The organism is Rhizobium sp. BK456, from assembly GCF_014194045.1.
GTDB classification, from domain to species: Bacteria; Pseudomonadota; Alphaproteobacteria; order Rhizobiales; family Rhizobiaceae; genus Rhizobium; species Rhizobium redzepovicii.
Genome location: NZ_JACIAO010000006.1, coordinates 227,752 through 244,795 on the forward strand (window position 1 = coordinate 227,752; position 17,044 = coordinate 244,795).

15 protein-coding genes are annotated in these 17,044 nt (G+C 61.5%); 2 read left to right on the top strand and 13 right to left on the bottom strand.

Features of this window, described 5'->3' with window-relative positions; all coding sequences use genetic code 11:
• Nucleotides 1-36: 36 nt before the first annotated feature.
• Complete coding sequence (locus FHX03_RS18855) at nt 37-1,260, bottom strand: lytic murein transglycosylase (protein ID WP_097628752.1); 1,224 nt, start codon at nt 1,258-1,260, stop codon at nt 37-39.
• 204 nt (nt 1,261-1,464) lie between these two features.
• On the opposite strand from FHX03_RS18855, the gene galU reads away from it, so the two are divergent.
• Nucleotides 1,465-2,352 carry a UTP--glucose-1-phosphate uridylyltransferase GalU gene (galU, locus tag FHX03_RS18860; RefSeq protein ID WP_097628753.1) on the top strand — a complete coding sequence of 296 codons (888 nt, stop codon included), beginning with the start codon at nt 1,465-1,467 and terminating at the stop codon, nt 2,350-2,352.
• Nucleotides 2,353-2,467: 115 nt separating this feature from the next.
• On the opposite strand, the gene FHX03_RS18865 is transcribed toward galU, so the two are convergent.
• A complete protein-coding gene (locus FHX03_RS18865) occupies nt 2,468-4,003 on the bottom strand; it encodes an outer membrane beta-barrel protein (protein WP_183854948.1) in 1,536 nt (511 codons plus the stop codon).
• Between the two features lie 143 nt (nt 4,004-4,146).
• Between FHX03_RS18865 and FHX03_RS18870 the strand changes: the two genes are divergently transcribed.
• Nucleotides 4,147-5,142, top strand: coding sequence for an SIS domain-containing protein (locus tag FHX03_RS18870; RefSeq protein WP_183854950.1), 996 nt, complete (start codon nt 4,147-4,149; stop codon nt 5,140-5,142).
• Nucleotides 5,143-5,170: 28 nt separating this feature from the next.
• On the opposite strand, the gene FHX03_RS18875 is transcribed toward FHX03_RS18870, so the two are convergent.
• From FHX03_RS18875 to FHX03_RS18925, 11 genes are all read right to left on the bottom strand, one after another.
• On the bottom strand, nt 5,171-5,626 hold the full coding sequence (locus FHX03_RS18875) for an NfeD family protein (RefSeq protein ID WP_097628756.1): 456 nt from the start codon (nt 5,624-5,626) through the stop codon (nt 5,171-5,173).
• A 3-nt stretch (nt 5,627-5,629) separates the two neighbouring features.
• Nucleotides 5,630-6,667: an SPFH domain-containing protein gene (locus tag FHX03_RS18880; RefSeq protein ID WP_097628757.1), complete on the bottom strand. Its 1,038-nt coding sequence runs from the start codon at nt 6,665-6,667 to the stop codon at nt 5,630-5,632.
• 147 nt (nt 6,668-6,814) lie between these two features.
• Nucleotides 6,815-7,849, bottom strand: coding sequence for a ferrochelatase (gene hemH, locus FHX03_RS18885; RefSeq protein WP_097628758.1), 1,035 nt, complete (start codon nt 7,847-7,849; stop codon nt 6,815-6,817).
• Nucleotides 7,850-7,972: 123 nt separating this feature from the next.
• Complete coding sequence (locus tag FHX03_RS18890) at nt 7,973-9,949, bottom strand: bifunctional metallophosphatase/5'-nucleotidase (protein WP_183854951.1); 1,977 nt, start codon at nt 9,947-9,949, stop codon at nt 7,973-7,975.
• Between the two features lie 173 nt (nt 9,950-10,122).
• Complete coding sequence (locus FHX03_RS18895; protein WP_097628760.1) at nt 10,123-10,440, bottom strand: hypothetical protein; 318 nt, start codon at nt 10,438-10,440, stop codon at nt 10,123-10,125.
• Between the two features lie 26 nt (nt 10,441-10,466).
• Entirely contained in the window at nt 10,467-10,835 is a 369-nt protein-coding gene (omp10, locus tag FHX03_RS18900; RefSeq protein WP_071090891.1) for an outer membrane lipoprotein Omp10, read from the bottom strand.
• A 171-nt stretch (nt 10,836-11,006) separates the two neighbouring features.
• A complete protein-coding gene (locus FHX03_RS18905) occupies nt 11,007-12,458 on the bottom strand; it encodes a homospermidine synthase (RefSeq protein WP_097628761.1) in 1,452 nt (483 codons plus the stop codon).
• A gap of 186 nt (nt 12,459-12,644) precedes the next feature.
• On the bottom strand, nt 12,645-12,929 hold the full coding sequence (locus tag FHX03_RS18910) for a YciI family protein (protein WP_183854953.1): 285 nt from the start codon (nt 12,927-12,929) through the stop codon (nt 12,645-12,647).
• Between the two features lie 2 nt (nt 12,930-12,931).
• Entirely contained in the window at nt 12,932-13,561 is a 630-nt protein-coding gene (locus FHX03_RS18915) for an aminotransferase class IV family protein (protein WP_097628763.1), read from the bottom strand.
• Entirely contained in the window at nt 13,558-14,712 is a 1,155-nt protein-coding gene (locus FHX03_RS18920) for an aminodeoxychorismate synthase component I (protein WP_183854955.1), read from the bottom strand. Before FHX03_RS18920 ends, FHX03_RS18915 begins: the two co-directional genes overlap by 4 nt.
• Nucleotides 14,713-15,055: 343 nt before the next feature.
• The gene (locus tag FHX03_RS18925) at nt 15,056-16,909 is read right to left on the bottom strand and encodes a M3 family oligoendopeptidase (RefSeq protein ID WP_183854957.1); all 1,854 of its coding nucleotides are present in this window, start codon (nt 16,907-16,909) and stop codon (nt 15,056-15,058) included.
• Between the last annotated feature and the right edge of the window lie 135 nt (nt 16,910-17,044).

Consider the following 17,044-nt stretch of genomic DNA (forward strand, 5'->3'; position numbering starts at 1 on the left):
ACACCCGCTCTTATCTAGGTCACGATTCCGCCGCTTCTAGCGACGAAGGGCGTTCAGAAGCGGCAATGAGGGCTCGCCGTCCGGCTGCATGCCGATGCGAGACTGCACCGCCGATATCGCCGCTTTCGAACCCGAGCCGAAATTGCCGTCGACCTCGCCATTGTAATAACCGAGCGTCTTCAGACGGGTCTGCAGCTCGAATTTCTCGGTGATGTCGAGGGCGCCGTCCGGGCGCGGCCAGCGCTGTTGCATGCCGCCGTAGCCGGCGATCTGATCGGCAAGCAGGCCGACGGCAAGTGCATAGCTGTCCGACGCATTGTAGTTCTTGATGGTGAAGAAGTTGGCGGTCATCAGGAAGCCCGGGCCACTGGGCCCAGCCGGCATTTTCAGCACCGCCTTGGTACCGCTCTCACGGAAGGCCTTGCCGTTCGGGCGGGTCAGGCCGAGGGCTGCCCATTGGGCGAGCGTATGGGTCTTGCCGATCTGCTTGGCGGCTGCAGCGGGAACGACAACCTCGTAGCCCCAGGTCTTGCCGGTGTCCCAGCCGTTCTTCATCAGCAGATTGGCCGAGGTGGCCAGCGCATCGGGCACCGAGTTCCAGATGTCGCGATGGCCATTGCCGTCGGCATCGACGGCATACAGCAGGTAGCTTGTCGGAATGAACTGGGTGTGGCCCATGGCGCCGGCCCAGGAGCCGGTCATCTCGCGTGCCGGCACGTCGCCGTTCTGCAGGATTTTCAGCGCAGCGATCAGCTGCTTCTTGGCGAATTTGGCGCGGCTCGGATCGGCGTAACCAAGCGTTGCCAGAGCGCGCGGCACGTAATGCAGCCGGTCGTCCTTATCAAGGATGGCGCCGTAATTCGATTCCATCGACCAGATGGCAAGCAGAATGGTCTTGTCGACGCCGAATCGCTGTTCGATCGCAGCCAGCGTCCTGGCGTGCTTGGCGGCCATCTCGCGGCCGATCTTGACCGTATAGGGATTGACGCGGGAATCGACGTAGTCCCAGATTTTCGAAGTGAATTCCGGCTGGTAGGCCGCCTTTTCGAGCACGGTCGGATCGGGCTCGCTCACCCCGGAAAAGGCCTTTTGATAAGTTGCCTTACTGATGCCACTCTGAGCGGCTGTTTGGTAAAAATCCGCGATCCATTTCTGGAACCGGGAATCGGCTTTCGCGTTGTCGGGGACCAGCCCCACCTGGGCGGCGACAATGAAGGCGAGAGCAAGACCACGAAGGGAGTATTTGTGATTCTGGGTCATCGACAGTCGTATCCGTCATCTTCAGTTTCTGGCGCAACGGGGCATCATGTCCGCCCAGACCCGAGACTACAGGAACGGAGTCAACAAATTCTTTACCATGGCGATCCGCTGCGGTCACCATTTGCAAAACAGTAGCAATTCTATACTAGTTAAAGCTAAAAAGCTCCATTTCCAAAGCGATATGATCGAAGCAGGAGGCCGGGTGTGGCTCAACACAACAAAGTTCGTAAAGCAGTATTTCCGGTTGCCGGGTTGGGAACGCGATTCCTGCCTGCAACAAAGGCTGTTCCGAAGGAAATGTTGACCGTCGTCGACAAGCCAATCATTCAATATGTCGTCGATGAGGCGATCGAGGCCGGGATCGAACATCTGGTTTTCGTCACCGGGCGCAACAAGCACGTCATCGAAGATTATTTCGACATCCATTTCGAGCTGGAGCAGACGCTCAAGGAGCGTGCCAAGAAGGCCGAGATCACTCTTCTTGCCCAGCAATTGCCGAAGGCCGGCACGGTGAGCTTCACCCGCCAGCAGGAGCCGCTCGGCCTCGGCCACGCGGTCTGGTGCGCCCGCGAGATCGTCGGCGACGAGCCGTTCGCGCTGCTGCTGCCCGATATGATCATGAAGGGCGACAAGGGCTGCATGAAGGGCATGATCGACCTTTACGGCCAGAGCGGCGGCAATATCATCGCCGTCGAAGAATGTGCGCCCGACCAGGCCCATAAATATGGCATCGTCGGTGTCGGCGAAGCGATCGGCGAGGGCTTCCGAATCACCGGCATGGTGGAAAAGCCCGCCAAGGGAACGGCGCCTTCCAACTTCTTCATCAACGGCCGCTACATCCTGCAGCCGGAGATTTTTCGGATCCTCGAAACCCAGGAGCGCGGCGCCGGCAATGAGATCCAGCTCACCGACGGCATGCTGAAGCTGCTGAAGGAACAGGATTTCGCCGGTTATCACTTCCGCGGCACGACCTATGACTGCGGCGCCAAGGACGGCTTCATTCTGGCCAACGTCGCCTACGCTCTTGAACGCGCCGATATCCGCCCGACCGTCGAAGGCGGCTTCAAGGAATTGCTTGCCGGCCTGAGGTAAGTTTTCCGCACATTGTATCAATGTTAGAGCGCCGCGCCTCCCATCGGATGCGCGGCGCTTTTTATCAAGTGTTGTAGCCTGATGCCGAAACCGCTCACACTTTTCGGCGTCAGGCTTAGCGTTTCAGCTTGAGACCAACGCCGGCGCGCCATTGCTGCGAATCGGTGCCTTCCTTGCGCGCGGTCAGCTCGTAGCCGAGCGTGCTGGTCAAATCGAGATAGCGGTTGATGTTCCAGGTCAGCCCGGTCGCCGCGGTATAGACGAGTTCGTCGTTGATGGTGCTGTCGGTGGGATAGTCGCGCCACGTCACGCCGCCGATCATGGTGCCAACCAGGTTGTCGCGCAGCTGGTGGGTGACCGTTGTCGTCAGCGCATGCGAGACATAGCCGCTTTCGCCCGCCGTGGTCGAGGGCTGGATGCTCGTCTGCAGGTCGAGATTGACATCGGTACCGCGGATCGGGGACCAGAGCAGGCTCGCATCGAGCGTCGCGGTATCGATCGACGACAGGCGGCTGTCTTCGAAATCAGCCATTTCGTAGCCGACGCCGACTTCACCTTTCAGCTTTTCGCCGAGGTCGACCTCGACGCCTGCCTTGGCGCCGTAGCTGTGGCCCGAACGCTCGTAACCGGCCGAATCGCGCGTCTCGTCATAGAGGGTCCGGCCGATCGTCGCCTCGATGAAGGGGATGAGTGCGGGGGACAGCTCGTAACCGACGCGGCCGCGCAGCGTGCCGGTCGTCTGATTGCGGTCGCTGAGCTCAACGGTCGTGCCGTTGGCAAGCGTGGCGTCGGAATAGATCGAGCGGGTCAGTGCCAGCGCCGTCGTGCCGCGCAGGACGCCGAAATCGCGTTGGACGGAAGCGCCAGCCGAAAATTCCTGCACGTCTGACTGCTGCGTGGCGTCGGCGATCGCATCCGGGTCGTCCGTATCCTCGCGATAAAAATTGTAACCGGCGGTGAGATGCGCGACCGTATCGTCGGGAAGATCCAGCCGGAGGTCACCGTTGACTTTGAAGGACGGCTGCTCCTCACCCTCGCCGCTGATATTCCGCTGCCAGGCGCCTTCCGAAGTGACGGTCAGCTGATGCCGGCCCCAGTCGGAGGTGAGCGTCGCGGCTGCATCGGTTTCGAGGAAGGCGCGCCGTTGCGTGGTGCCGTCCTTGGTGGTCTCGGTGTTGATGCTCTGGGTGACGCTCGGGCGGAGCACGAAGGTGCCGATTGGAATGCCCGGCGTTTCGGCCGTCGAGGCGCTTTCGGCAGCCCGCCGCCGCGGCAGCGTTTCGTCGATCGGTGCTTCGCGGGTGTTCAGCCGGCGGATATCCTCATCGAGGATGGAGCCGGTCACGTCGTCGCCGGCCTGCGCATCCGGTATGGCCGGCCTCTGGCCGGTATCATCCGGGTTTGCGGTCGTGCCGTTTGCCGCCGTCGTGGCGCTATCGTCGGTGCCGTCATCGAAAGCGGCGGCGGCGTTCGTGGTGCTGTCCTGAGAGACCGTAGAGCGGCTATTTGCCGTCGTTGACGGCTGTTGCGAAGCGGACTGCGCCAGGGCTGCTGTCTGGCTGAGAAGCAGGCCACTGAACGCAGCAAAAGAGACGGCACGGCTTATGGCGCGGAGCGGCGTCACACTGCTCGTCTGTTTTGGCTGGCCCATGCAATTCGCGCCTGACATGCTTTCGGTTCTTACCCAAAGGTAAAGCCTCGTGGTTAATCATTCGTTGCCGACGGCGGGCGCCGTTCACATTTCGGAAAGAGTGCGGGGTGGACTTGGAAAGTGAAAAGGTCTAACGCAGCTTCATGAACAGAAGAGCGATAAACCTCGTTGAAAACAGCGTGCTCGAATCAGCAAAACGCACGATAGAGACCGAAAGACGCGGCCTTGAAGCGCTCGAACAGGCCTTCGACAATGGATTGGCCGGTCCTTTCACCCGCGCCGTCGAAACCATCGGAGATATCTCCGGGCGTGTCATCGTTACCGGCGTCGGCAAAAGCGGGCATATCGGCGTTAAGATTGCTGCAACCCTTGCTTCTACGGGCACGCCCGCATTCTTCGTGCATGCGGCCGAGGCCAACCACGGCGATCTCGGCATGATCGGGCAAGGCGATGCAATCATCGCCGTTTCGTGGAGCGGGCAGGCGCAAGAACTCAAGGCGATCCTCTCCTATTCCAGGCGTTTTTCCATTCCACTGATCGCCATTACCTATGACGAGGAATCGAGCCTCGGCCTAGCTGCGGATATTGTGTTGAAGCTGCCGAAAGAAACGGAAGCTTGCCCGCATGGCTTGGCGCCAACAACTTCGGCTATTATGCAGCTTGCAATCGGCGACGCGCTGGCCGTGGCGCTGTTGGAGGCGCGCGGCTTTACCGCCACGGATTTCCACGTTTTCCATCCCGGCGGCAAGCTGGGTGCGAGCCTGATGCATGTCGCGGATATCATGCATACCGGCGAGCGGCTGCCGCTCGTGGCCAAGGGCACGGCGATGCCGGAGGCGATCACGGTGCTGTCGCGCAAGCATTTCGGCTGCGTCGGCGTGCTTGACGGGGATGGGCGGCTCTGTGGCATCGTCACCGAAGGCGACATGGCGCGCAACCTGACCCGCAATCTTTCAGAGCTTGCCGTCGACGACATCATGACGCGGACGCCGAAGACGGTGAAGCCGACGATGCTGGCGACCGCTGCGCTGGCGCTGCTCAACCAGCATCACATCGGCGCGCTGATCGTCATCGACGACGACCACAGGCCGGTCGGACTGGTGCATTTCCACGATCTGCTGCGGATCGGCGTCGCCTGATCAGGGTCATCTGATCAGAGCTGATCCATCAGACGGGCTCGACTGTCAGGTCGCGGCCGTTGCTCGACACCACCTTCACCTGCGTTCCCGCCGGCAGGTCGGGTCCCATCACCTGCCATAGCGTATCGTCGAGGCGGATGCGGCCGCGGCCCTCGCGGATCGGTTCGTGCAGCGTCGCCGTGCGGCCGACGAGGCTCGCGCCGCGCTGATTGAGGAAGGGCTCGTCGGTCGTCGAATTGCGCAGCGTCAGCCGGCGGCCGGCGAAGGTCGTGGCGACGGCAAGCAGCGCAAAAAGGATCGCCTGCAGTTCCCAGACCCAGAAAGCGCTGTCCCAGAAGATGAGCGACAGCGCGCCGACGATCAAGGCGGCAAGGCCGATCCAGACCAGGAAGAAGCCTGGCACGATCATTTCCGCGGCGAGCAGCACCAAGCCTGCGACCCACCAACTCCATGCACCAAGTTCGGCGACGATCTTCGCCAGCATGGCTTAGCGCTCCTGATCGGGATTGAAAGGATTGGGGGTCGACGGGTTGATCGGCGGCGTCGAGCGCACCGGCGCCGGGCGGGGACGCGGCACGGGTGGCGGCGTTGCCGGGCTGTTGCCGGCATCGCCGAACACTTCGCGGGCGATGGCGCCGATGCCGCCGAGCGAGCTCAGGATGGAAGAGGCTTCCATCGGCATCATCACGATCTTGGAATTGGATGCCGAACCGATCGAGGTGAGTGCCTCGGTGTATTTTTGCGCGACGAAATAGTTGATTGCCTGAATGTCGCCGGCGGCAATCGCTTCGGAAACCATCTTCGTCGCCTTGGCTTCGGCCTCGGCCAGGCGCTCCCGGGCCTCAGCATTGCGGAAGGCGGCCTCGCGCTGGCCTTCGGCCTGGAGAATGGCGGATTGCTTGGCGCCTTCGGCCCTGAGGATCTGTGCGTTGCGTGAGCCTTCGGCTTCCAGTACCTGCGCGCGTTTTTCGCGCTCGGCCTTCATCTGCCGGGCCATCGCATCGACGAGGTCGCGCGGCGGCTGGATGTCCTTGATTTCGACGCGGGTGACCTTGATGCCCCAGGGCTGCACGGCCTCGTCGACGACGCGCAGCAACCGGTCGTTGATCGCATCGCGGTTGGAAAGCAGTTCGTCGAGATCCATCGAGCCCATGACCGAGCGAATATTGGTCATGGTCAGATTGAGAATGGCGTTTTCAAGATTGGCGACCTGATAGGCGGATTGGGCAGCGTTCAACACTTGATAGAACGCGACGGCATCGGCCGAAACCGAGGCATTGTCCTTGGTGATCACCTCCTGGGTCGGCACGTTCAGCACCTGCTCCATCACGTTCATCCGGGCGCCGACACGCTCGATGAAGGGGGTGATGAGGTTGAGGCCCGGCTCCAGTGTGCGGGTGTAGCGGCCGAAGCGCTCGATCGTATAGCGATAGCCCTGCGGCACGGTCTTGATCCCGGCAAAGAGTACCAGGATGACGAAGATGACCAGCACGATCACGACGATGTCGAAGCCGCCGAACAGCATGAATTCCTCCTATCGGCGCATGCATGCGCGCCTCACAACTGATGTGGTGAGGTAGCATGTTCTTTGCGAGGAAGAAATGACCCACGAAGGTCCCGTCTCCAAGGAAAAGAAGGATGAGTCAGGGCGGATTTTTCAGGGTGGGATCTCTCAGATCCAGCCCTGCAATTCGCGGCGGACGACCTTTTCCAGCACCTTCATGCCGTCCTCGCCGTCGTTGAGGCAGGGGATATGTGCGAACTTCTCGCCGCCATTCTCGTGGAAGGAATGGGCCGCCTGTTCGGCGATCTCTTCCAGCGTTTCCAGACAGTCGGAGACGAAGCCCGGATTGATGACGGCGATGCGCTTGACGCCGTCCTGGGCGAGCTTCTCTACCGTCTTGTCGGTATAGGGTTGCAGCCATTCCTCCGGCCCGAAGCGGGACTGGAAGGTAACCATGAAATTTTCCTTCGTCAGCCCCAGCCGCTCGCGCAGCAGCCGGCCGGTCTTCTGGCATTGACAGTAATAGGGATCGCCCTGCTTGAAATAGGACATCGGAATGCCGTGGAAGGAAGCAAGCAACATGTCCGGTTTCCAGTCGAGCGTCGCAAGATGCCTTTCGACGGAGTTTGCGAGCGCTTCGATATAGGTCTCGTCGTCATGATAGTCGGGCACGGTGCGCAATGCCGGCTGCCAGCGCATTGAAAGCAGCTTCTGGAACGCCTTGTCGTTGACGGTGGCGGTCGTTGCCGCCGCATATTGCGGATAAAGCGGGAAGAGCACGATACGGTCGCAGCCTTCCTGCTTCAGCGCCTCGATGCGCGAGGCGATCGACGGCGTGCCGTAGCGCATCGCCCAATCCACTTTGACCGTCGCCAGGTCCTTCAGGCGCTCGGCCATCAGCTCGGACTGGTTGCGCGTATAGGTGCGGAGATAACTTTCGTTCTTCTCCTTGTTCCAGATCAGCTCATAGGCCTTGCCGACCTTCTGCGGGCGGGTGTTGAGCACGATGCCGAATAGGATCGGATACCACTTCCAGGGCGACCATTCGATGACGCGGCGATCGGTCAGGAACTCCCGGAGATAGCGGCGCATCGACGTGTAATCGGTGCCATCGGGCGTGCCGAGATTCACCAGCAGGACGCCGACCTTGCCTGACTTGACGGCCGGATGGTCTGCCGGGCGGAGTGAAGTATCTGCTGTCATTCTGGTCCCAACGCTCTTTTGTCTCGTCGGCTCATACGCAGCCCCGAAATCGTGGTTCACCCTATAGAAAGAAAAACCGGCCCGGGAAAGCCCGGGCCGGCCGTGGAAATCGGGACAAATCGTCTACTTGGCGGGAACCTCGATCTCTTTGCCGACCGCCAAGTGACGCGGGTTCGGACTGCCGTTGGCCTCCGAAAGCTTCCGCCACAGCGTGCCGTCGCCATAGAAGGTCACGGCCAGATCCCAGAAGGTGTCGCCCGCGGCGATGACATGGGTCGAAGGCGTCGTTTCGGCAGGCGCGGAGGCTGCCGGTGCGGGTTCCGCAGCGGGCGCGGGTGTTGCTGGCGTTGCTGGGGCCGCCGGGGCAGGCTCGGTGGCTGGTGCCGGTGCTGCAGGTGCAGCGGGGGCGGGAGCAGGTTCGGTGGTCGGTGCGGGGGCTGCCGGCGTCGCCGGTGCTGGAGCGGCCGGTTCGGCAGCCGGTGCCTGCGCAACAGCCGCACCGTTTTCGGTGACGCGGCCGTCGGTATAGGGCTTATACGGCGAGTGGGCTGCCAGATATTCGGCAGTCACGTCGGCAAGATCCGGACCGAAATCATAGGCGTTCTTGCCTTCCTTGAAGATCGAATAGCCGTCGCCGCCGGCCCGCATGAAGTTGTTGGTGGCGACTTTGTAAGTCTTGGCTTGGTCGATCGGAGCGAAGTTGTCGCCCTCCTTCACCTGGACATCGCTAACGCGGCTGCCGACAGGCTTGGACTGGTCGAAGGAGAATTTCAGGCCGGCGACCTGCGGGAAGCGGCCGGCGCCCTGATCGATTTGGCTGACGCCGTTTTCGAGCGCCTTGACGATATCCGCGCCGGTGGCCTCGAAAGTGGCGAGCGTATTCTGGAAGGGCAGGACGGTGATGACTTCACCCTGGGTGACCTCACCGCCGTCGATCGACGCGCGCAGGCCGCCACCGTTCTGGAAAGCGATAGCAACACCCTGGTTCTTCGTGCGGTCGAGCATGGCATCGGCCACCAGATTGCCCATCGAGCATTCCTTGACGCGGCAGACCTTGCGGTCGCCGTCGATCGGGGCTTCGGAGGAGCCGATGACCTTCTTGCGCAGTTCCTCGATCGGTTTGGCGAGTTCCGCGATGCGGGCAACGACGGCGGGATCGGGCGTGAAGCTGGAATCGATCAGGATCGGATCGCCCTTGGCATCCTTGACGACGCCGCTATCGTCGAAATTGACGACGAGATCGCCGAGATACTTGCTGTAGGAAGCTGCCTGGACGACCGGCACCTTGTAGCCGCCCGGATTGTCGACCATCGTCGGATAGGGGCCCTCGGCTTTGGGGTCGGTGTTCGAAAGCAGACTATGGGAGTGGCCGCCGACAACGACGTCGACATCCGGGATCTTGGCGATCAAGGCGAGATCGCGGGGGTAGCCGACATGGGTCAGCGCGATGATCTTGTTGACGCCCTGGCCCTTCAGATCCTGAACGGCCGAGGTGATCGCCTGGACGTCGTCGGCGATGGTGACGTTCGGGCCGGGGGATGACAGTTCGGCCGTGTCATTGGTGACGGCGCCGACGATGCCGATCTTCTGGCTGCCGACATCGAGCACCAGCGAGGGCTTGATGCGGTCGCCGAGCTTGGAGGCGGCGGCCGCCTTGACGTTCGCGGTGACGACAGGGAACTGCACCTTGTCGAGGAAGGTCGCAAGCCCGTCCTCGCTGTCGTCGAATTCATGGTTGCCGACGGTCATGGCGTCGAACTTCATCAGGTTGAGGAATTCGGCTTCGGCCGCGCCTTTATAGGTCGTGTAGAACAGCGAGCCCTGGAAATTGTCGCCGGCATTCAGCAGGAGGACATTCTTGCCGGAGAGCGCCTGGCGGCGCTGGTCGATCGCGGTCTTCAGGCGGGCAGCACCCCCGAAGCATTCCTTCTTGCCTTCTTCCTCGGCTGAGCAGGTGGAGTCGAACTTGTTGATCGATTCGATGCGCGAATGGAAATCGTTGATATGAAGAATATTGAGTTCGTAATCCGCAAAAGCGGCGCCCGTGCTAAGCGCCAGCATGGACGCGGTCAAAAGACCGAAGCTGAAAGACTTCGTCATCCCTGTTCTCCTGATTGAGGCGAGAGATCCCCCTGATCCTCGCCGATCCCTTCCTAATCCGCCGGGGCGGTTCCCGGCCTGCGGATGTTCCATCAGACGATGGACGACCGCAAGAGAAAGCTGGGCCAGGCCGGGCGCTTTCCAAGGGGGCGGGGCAAAAAAGCGGCTGGCTACTACAGGCATTCGCCGTCGGCGGCGTTTCGATAGAGTTCGTGCACGGCCTCCGCGATATTCAGAACGGTGGCGAGGGCGATGACCAGACAAAGAAGAAAAACGAGGCGGTGAAAGCGCCGACCAGCCCGATAGGCAAAGAGCGCGCCGGCGCCATAGATCAATATTGTCGGCACGGCCAACATCAGCACCTGGCCCGGTCCGTCGCAATCGAGAGCGGCGATGCCCTGGGCACGATAGACGTTGGCCGGAAAAAGGATGGCAAGCGTCGCAAGCGGCAGCGCGAGCAGCAGGGCGAGGTAAACGGCGAGGGCGCGCATGGTGTGCTTAGCCTATCGCCTTATCTTCAGCCTCGGCGGGAAAGTGTGAACTGCGCGCCGGAATCGGAGGTGCAATTGAGCTGGCTTGGGTTGACGAGGGCGCAATTGACCTTGGACTGGGTCTTGCGCACTAGCGAGGTCATGTTGATCTCGACCAAGGTCGGCGAGGTATTGATATAGGTGCCCGAGGCAAGAAGCTGGTTACTGTCGGTCGTGCGGGTGGTGAAGCTACCGCCCTGGAAGGTGGAGACGATGCCGTTCGGATCGCTCCAGTTGCCTTCGACGCCGGTGGCGGCCGGTGCTGTTGCAACCGGCAGGCTGCGCGGCTCTGGCGAAACGCAGGCGGCAAGCGCGGCGGCGGCACCGACAAGAACGAGACCAGTTCTGATTTTCATAAGGCTTCTCCCGGCGATTCGGCGTGGCGGTCACCCGCCAAGTTCGGGCAAAACATGGCGCGCGCCCGCCGCGAAGGCAAGCCTTGGCGGGGTGCTGGGCGGCATTTAGACAGCAGGCGTTACAAAAATGCCCGCCTTGCGGCGGGCATCTTCAAACTCGCGCGAGCGATCTCAGCGAACGAGAATGTTCCTGAACTGCCACGGATCCTTGGTGTCGATATCCTCAGGGAAGAGGCCCGGGCGGCCATCGAGCGGGGTCCAGTCGGTGTAATGCCCCTCGACCGGGCCGAGATAAGGCATCTGCACTTCGAGGCAGCGCTTGTAGTCGATCTCGTCGGCTTCGACGATGCCGGCCTTCGGGTTTTCCAGAGCCCAGACCATGCCGGCGAGAACGGCTGATGTGACCTGCAGGCCGGTGGCGTTCTGATAAGGCGCGATGCGGCGCGTTTCCTCAAGCGACAGACGCGAGCCAAACCAGTAGGCGTTCTTCTCGTGGCCGTAGAGCAGGACGCCGAGTTCGTCGATGCCGTCCTCCAGCTCGTCTTCATCGAGAACGTGATGGACCGGCTGCGGCGTGCCGCCATTGCCGAACATTTCATGCAGCGAGAGCACGGCGTCGTTGGCCGGATGGTAGGCATAATGGCAGGTCGGGCGGAAGGTCACTTCGCCGTCCTTGTCGCGAACCGTGAAGTAGTCGGCGATCGAGATCGACTCGTTATGGGTAACGAGGAAGCCATATTGCGGGCCGGGTGTCGGGCACCAGGTGCGCACGCGGGTGTTGGCGCCCGGCTGCTCCAGATAGATCGCCGCCTTGTTGCCCTTCTTGTGCTTCTTGGCGTTCTTCGGCATCCACTCTTCATGCGTGCCCCAGCCAAGTTCGGCCGGCTGCATGCCTTCGGAGATGAAGCCTTCGACCGACCAGGTGTTCCAGAAGACGTTGAGCGGCTTCGGGTGCTTGGTGCGCTGGGTGTCGCGCTCGGCGATGTGGACGCCCTTGACGCCAAGCTTCTTCATCAGCTTGGCCCAGCCTTCGCGATCGTGCTGGTCCGGTTCGTCGAACTTTAGGCCGGTGTCGTTGGCGAGGTTGACGAGCGCCTGCTTGACGAACCAGGAGACCATGCCCGGATTGGCGCCGCAGGTGGAAACGGCGGTGGCGCCGCCCGGGTTCTTTGCCTTTTCCTTGCGCACGGTTTCGCGCAGCGCATAGTTAGTGCGGTCGGCATTGCTCATGCCCTTATCGAAATAGAAGCCGAGCCAGGGTTCGACGACGGTGTCGACGTAGAGCACGTCATGCTTGCGGCAGAGCTTGATAAGGTCGAGCGAGGAGGTGTCGACCGAGAGGTTGACGCAGAAACCCTGGCCTTCGCCTTCGGTCAAGAGCGGCTTCAGCAGCTCCTTGTAATTGTCCTTGGTGACATATTCCTTGATGTGGCGGACGCCGTGCTTCTTGAGGATCTCCATGTCGGAGGGCTCTTCGCGCGGGTCGATGACGACCATCCGGCTCTTGTCGAATTTGAAGTGGCGCTCGATCAGGGGCAGGGTGCCGCGGCCGATGGAGCCAAAGCCGATCATCACGATCGGACCGGTAATTTCGGCATATACCGGATAGTTCTGTTCCGTCATTCTTTTCTCCTGTGGAAGAGGACGAAGGCGTTCAGCCTGAAGAATTCTTTTGAAATTGCCGCAGAAATTGCGAGGTGACCGGCTCTAACCACAAATCGGCGTCACAATAAAGAGTGTTGAGGGGGAAAGCTCAAATATCGGGCGGGCGAGAGGTCGGCGAGGTCATCTGACCGGCCTTTTGCAAAATCAGCGTTTGAGGATTTCCAGTCCTGCGACCGTCGTCGTCACGGCAAGCTCGGTGATGTCGTATTCGGCGACGCCGTGGAGGGTGAAGGGATCGGCGGCGACATAGGTCTCGATTGCGGCGCGGTCGCCGATTGCGAGGATCGCGCCGCCGGTGCGCGGCACCTTGCGGCCAGAGGCGAGGAACCAGCCCTTGGCATAACCCTCCTTCACCCAGGCCATATGCGGCTCCATGTGCTTGTCGGCTTCGTCGTTGGATTTGAGATAGGTGAGGGAGAGAATGAACATGGTCAGTTCCTCAGAAGGTCGGCGCGGATCAGGCCGCGCAGCGAGTTGCCGGTATAAAGCGTGCCTGCATCGAGATCGGCAAGGGTGAGGCGGCCGACACGAGCCTTGCGCGCGCAGATGAGTTCGGTGCGCAGCACGCCGGCGAGCAGGCCGCAAGAAGTCGGCGGGGTGCGCAGCATGCCGTTCCCGTCGTCGAGGAAGATGGAGGTGATGGTACCCTCGCAGACTTCGCCGCGTTCGTTCAAGAGGATGACGTCATCGGCCTCGGCAGAGGTATATTCGGCGCGCGCGGCCTCGTAGACGGCGCGTCGCGTCGTCTTGAAACGCAGCAGCTTGTCGGTGGAGTCGAGACGGGTCTCGGCGATGCGGACGGTCCAGTTGGTGTCGGGCGCCAGCGGGACGAAAGCCGCGCTTGTCACCTCGATGCGGCCTTGGGCGTCGAAGGTCAGGCGGACGCGCAGCGGACCCGCGGCATTTGCAACGGCTGCGTCAAGCCTGGCCACCGCATCGATCGGTTGCTGGAAGCCGAGGCGACGGGCGGAGCGGGAAAGCCGGGCGAGATGCAGCCGCAGGCGGATGAAGCCGTCGCCGGGCTGCCAGCGCAGCGTTTCGATCAGCGAAAAATCGATCATCGCGCAATCCACTGGTCGCCGACGGCGAAGCGGGCCTTGAGCAGGCATTCCTCATATTCGGCCTCGGCTGTGGAATCAAAGACGATGCCGCCGCCGACGTTGAAGACGGCCCTGCCGCCGTCAAAAAGCGTGATGGTGCGGATGGCGACGGAAAAGCGCATGGCACCGCTTGGCGAGATCATGCCGATCGCACCGCAATAGGCGTCGCGGGGAGCATTCTCGAGCGCGTGCAGGATTTCCATCGCCCGCATCTTCGGCGCGCCGGTGATCGAGCCGCAGGGAAAGAGGGCGGCAAAGATGTCGCGGATCGAAAGGCCGGGGCGCAGCCTTGCTTGCACATGGCTGACCATCTGGTGGACGGTCGGATAGGTCTCGATGTCGAAGAGCTTCGGCACATCGAGCGTGCCGACTTCGGTGATACGGGAGATATCGTTGCGCAAGAGATCGACGATCATGCGGTTTTCCGCCTGCGTCTTGATATCGCGGCGCATGGCTTCGACGATTTCGGCATCTTCGGCGGCAGTGGCGCCGCGTTTCGCCGTGCCCTTCATCGGATGGGTCTCGATCCAGCCCTCCTCATCTGTGCGGAAGAAGAGTTCCGGTGAACGCGACAGGATGAGCGGACCGCCGAGATCGACCAGCGCGCCGTATTTGACCGGCTGGCGTTCGATCAGCGACCAGAAGGCGGCACGGGGATCGCCGTTCCAGCGGGCCTCGACCGGCATGGTGAGGTTCGCTTGATAGGCGTCGCCGAGCCGCAGATGCTCATGCAGGCGGTCGAAGCGCTCTTTATATAGAGGGAAATCCCAGGCGGCCTTCGGGGCGGTGATGAATTCCTCGTTTTCGAGACGCTGTTTCACTTGGGCAAGCGGGTATGTGTCCGGCTTCGGAGCATCGAAGACGCCGAAGGAGAGGAGCGGGGTTTCGCGGTTCTCGTTGGCGAAGGAGGCGAGTTTCTCCTCGAACAGATATCCGGCCTCGTAGGCCATGTAGCCGGCAAGCCATTTGCCCTCGGCCTTGGCCTCTTCCATCCTGAGAAGGCCGGCAAAGAATTCGTCGCGCGTTCGCGCGACGATGATCTCTGCCGGTTCGGTGAAAAGCATCACCTGGCCTGATGTGTCGTCGCGGAAGAGAATATAGGGGTCAGACATGATTGCGCCGCATCTTGCTTGGTTATCCGATGCTTGCGACGGTTCTGGGCTTTGACATGGCTGGCGATGCGAAGACTGCAGCAACACCCACTTCCCTCATTCCTGTGCTTGTCACAGGAATCCAGCCACGGCGCGTCTGCGCCGTGAATGACTCACTTCCGACAGACAAAGAGCCTCCCGCGCCCAATGACTTGGGCGCGCTGGATTCCTGTGACATCCCTCGGGTCAAGCCCGAGGACAGGAATGAGGCAGAGGGGGCTGCTGTCATGGTTCCTCGTGGACGTTGCAGAATGCGGCCTGATAACTCACAACGACACTCGTTCGTTTCAAGTCTGGCCGAGCCTTACGCCCTATCCAAAGCCTCCAACTCATCGATTAGCCCCTCGATCATCGACAGGCCCTGGCTCCAGAACGACGGATCGGTGGCGTCCAGGCCGAAGGGCTTCAAAAGTTCCGAATGATGCTTGGTGCCGCCGGCCCTCAGCAGTTCGAAATACTTCTCCTGGAAGCCGGTCTCGGCCTTCTGGTAGACGGCGTAGAGCGAATTCACCAGGCAATCGCCGAAGGCATAGGCATAGACATAGAAGGGCGAGTGGATGAAGTGGGGGATATAGGCCCAATAGGTCTCATAGCCTTCCGAAATGCTGATCGCCGGCCCGAGGCTTTCCGACTGGACGGAGAGCCAGAGTTCGCCGATGTCGTCGGCTGTGAGTTCCCCTGCCTTGCGGGCGGTGTGCAGCTTGCGCTCGAACTCATAGAAGGCGATCTGGCGGACGACCGTATTGATCATGTCCTCGACCTTCTGGGCGAGCATCGCCTTGCGCTCGCGCTTGTCGCTGGTCTTTTCCAGAAGCGCGCGGAAGGTCAGCATCTCGCCGAAGACCGACGCCGTTTCGGCAAGTGTCAGCGGCGTCTGGCACATCAGCGCCCCTTGCGCGCCGGCGAGAACCTGGTGCACGCCGTGCCCGAGTTCATGGGCAAGCGTCATCACGTCGCGCGGCTTGCCCATATAGTTGACGAGCACATAGGGGTGGGCCGAGGGAACCGTCGGATGGGCGAAGGCGCCGGGCGCCTTGCCGGGGCGGACGGGTGCATCGATCCATTGTTCGTCGAAGAAGCGCCTGGCGATATCAGCCATCTCGGGGGCGAAATTGCCATAGGCCGAAAGCACCGTGTCCTTCGCCTCGGGCCAGGGAATAACGGCGCTGGAGGTTTCCGGCAGCGGCGCGTTGCGGTCCCAGAAATTCATCTGCTCCATGCCGAGCCATTTCGCCTTCATCTTGTAATAGCGGTGCGAAAGGCGGGGATAGGCTTCGCGGACGGCCGCGGCCAGCGCATCGACGACCTCGCGCTCGACACGGTTTGCGAGATGCCGGGAGTCGGCGATATCCTCGAAGCCACGCCAGCGGTCGGAAATATCCTTGTCCTTCGCAAGCGTATTGGTGATCAGCGTGAAGATGCGGATATTGGCCTTGAAGGTTGCCGCAAGCGCCATGGCCGCCTTGCGGCGGACGTCCGGATCCTTCTCCTGCAGCATGTTCAGCGCCACTTCGAGCGGCACTTTTTCGCCATCGATCTCATAGCGCAGTTCGGCCATGGTTTCGTCGAAGAGGCGATTGAAGGCGGCGGCCGATGTCATCGACTTTTCGAGGAAGAGCTGTTCCAGCCGGTCGTCGAGCTGGTAAGGCTTGTCTTTCCTGAGGTCGACCAACCAGGGGCGATAGTGGCCGGCGGCGGGGTCGTTGGCCATGCTCGCATCGATCACCGCGTCATCGATGCGGTTGAGTTCGAGTGCGAAAAACAGCAGGTGCCCGGAAAATTCGGTGATCTTGGTCTGCACGTCGCCGTAGAGCTTGCCGTTTGCCGGATCGGTGGTGTCGGAGAAATAGGTAAGGCCGGCGAAGGAACCGAGGCGGCCCATGATATCGTCCAGCGCCTCATATTCCTTCAGCGCCGCGCCGATGCCCTCAGTGCCGGTCTTCGTCGCGGCCTCGGCGAGTTTGCCCTTCCACTTCTCCTCAAAGGCGATAGCAGCCTTGCCGGCCTTTTCCATGTCGGCGACAAAGGCGGTCGAGGTGGCGGAGGGATAAAGATCCTGCAGCTTCCAGACCGGCAGATCGCCGAGCGCCGGATTGGCTGCCCCGGCTGGCGCTGCTGCCGACAAAAGAAGGCGGGCGTGCGGGAGCTCGATTTTCATGGGGCAATTCCTCTCCACTTTCATAACAGGTCTGTTTGAATAAGCGTGAGAAGGCGCCGCATCAAGGGCCTTTCGGCGCATGAAAGGCCTCGCTTCGGTACGAAAACGACCCGTTCCAATCGTTAAAATGCAATT